This window comes from Ruminococcus sp. 210702-SL.1.03, assembly GCF_020559915.1.
In the GTDB taxonomy this organism is placed as follows: domain Bacteria; phylum Bacillota; class Clostridia; order Oscillospirales; family Ruminococcaceae; genus YE71.
In genome coordinates, this window is sequence record NZ_JAJCLZ010000085.1 from 1 (window position 1) to 1505 (window position 1505).

The following is a 1505-nucleotide window of genomic DNA, read 5'->3' on the forward strand; positions in this document are numbered from 1 at the left end:
ACATATACGACAGGATATTAAACAACAGCGTATCCTTGAGCCGCTTGTTAGTGTCCATAAGACCTTTCACTACGAAGCAGATAAACTCTCCGTCACCTATGTTGGTGTGACCGTTGAAATATTTTGATTCCGCACCCTTACACATGGAGTGCAGTCCGAGACAGATATTCTGTAACATTTCTTCGGTGTATAGGTGCTTTTTCTCGTTATCAAACGCCATGAATTCCTTTTCAATAAGTTCGTAGAGGTCTGACATCACGGGATAGTCATCACTATTAAGCGTATTGAAATCGGTAAAATCATCAATTCCGAATCTTGCGTACAGCTTCATAAGCATGATTTCAATTGTGTCAATTTCAGCGTCTGTGAAGTCCTTGTATGCTCTGAAAAAGTCTTTTAGATAGCTGATGTGCTGACTTAAACGGGTTACTTTTCGGAATGTTTCAGGGCTGTCATCGGTTTCCTTTTCTTGATTTCCAAAGCGAGAATTTTCCGACCAAGCTTTAGGTTCAAGCGGATTTATCATAAACTCACCCGACATCATATCAATATATGTGCCGCCCAAGTTTGAACAGAGATCCTCATACTCATGCTCCGGATCCAAGACCAAAACACTTTTCCCTGCCTCACGCTGATTGCATAAAAGCAGTTTCATCAGATACGACTTACCCTGACCGCTGTTGCCGAGGATAAGGATATTGCTGTTTGTCTTATCCTCTGTACGCTTGTCAAAGTCAACAAGAATATTCGTGCCGTACTTATCTCTTCCAAGATAAAAGCCGTTCTCATCGGTCTTGCCCGAATAGTTGAGGGGATAAAGATCAGCCACCGAGCTTGCAGGCAGCACTCTTTCAAAATGACTTGCGAATACGTTATTGCCTGTGGGAAGAACAGAAAGAAATCCCTCTTTCTGTCGTAACAGCAGTCTGTCAACGGATATTTTGGAACGTGTCAGTTCCATTTGAATATCAGCCTGCAGTTCTTTCAGCTTATCCTCAGTACTTGCTTTTAGCTCGATAAACACGGCCGTATGCAGGAGAGGTTCTTTGTTTCTTCTCAGTTCCGATAGCAGTTCTACTACATCGTCGATGTTGTTCTGAGCCTTTATGCTTTCGTTGACGTCATTTGTGGTGGTCATCATATGATTTTTCCTCATTGCCTGCTGCACGATCTTCCGCTGCTCCATACTTGTCACAAGGCGGTTGTAAATGCGAAGCGTTACTCCGTTCCTGTCTGCAAGGTGAGCGAGGATAGCCGTTTCTTCTGTTGAAGTCGGATATTCCGTTACCGCCCAGCAGGACTTGTAGAAGTTTCCGCAGATATAGTGGTCGGTGTAGAACCTGATTATTCCCGGAACAATGCGGTCAAAAAAGTCCTTTGTGCTGATAATTTCAAGTTGTTCGTCCGTCAGTTTTTTCTTTTTTCGTAAATTAATTCTCATGCAATTCCTCCAAATTAAATTCCGCTTCTCCCTCAATATCAGGGATTCCCTCGCCCGATATGCT

Annotated in this window: 1 protein-coding gene; it reads right to left on the bottom strand. The window is 43.1% G+C overall.

What is annotated here, in order from left to right:
* Positions 1 to 1441: VirB4 family type IV secretion system protein (locus tag LI114_RS13450; RefSeq protein ID WP_227221092.1), on the bottom strand; the 1441-nt coding region annotated here is incomplete at its 3' end.
* Positions 1442 to 1505 lie beyond the last annotated feature (64 nt).